The following is a 411-nucleotide window of genomic DNA, read 5'->3' as shown; positions in this document are numbered from 1 at the left end:
GCAATCCATGTAAAAGTTGTTCCTGTTTCAGTCACATCAAGAGTCAGGTCTCTGCTGAGTGCTACATCACTACAGCTGGTGTTAGTTAGATCTGTTGCATCCAGAGTTGGTTCCGGTTGTACAGTTACTGTTACTGTATAGGCATCGGCAGTACATCCGTTACTTCCACTAGGGGTTACCGTATAGGTTACCGTCTGATCTGTTCCACTGGTATTGGTCAGTACATCGTTAATGGTTGTCGTTGTTTGCAGGGAAGTTGATTCTCCTGTTACATTGGCATTATCCGCTGCAATCCATGTAAAGGTTGTTCCTGTTTCAGTCACATCAAGAGTCAGGTCTCTGCTAAGTGCTACATCACTACAGCTGGTGTTAGTTAGATCTGTTGCATCCAGTGTTGGTTCCGGTTGTACA

1 protein-coding gene is annotated in these 411 nt (G+C 44.8%); it reads right to left on the bottom strand.

Annotated features, from left to right (window positions below; genetic code table 11):
• Positions 1-411: PKD-like domain-containing protein (locus ACFSTE_RS20580; RefSeq protein ID WP_378298388.1), on the bottom strand; the 411-nt coding region annotated here is incomplete at both ends.

This window comes from Aquimarina hainanensis, from assembly GCF_042684685.1.
Classification (GTDB): Bacteria; Bacteroidota; Bacteroidia; order Flavobacteriales; family Flavobacteriaceae; genus Aquimarina; species Aquimarina hainanensis.
Note: the sequence above shows the minus strand (reverse complement) of the source record. Positions and strands in the feature narration are given on the sequence as shown.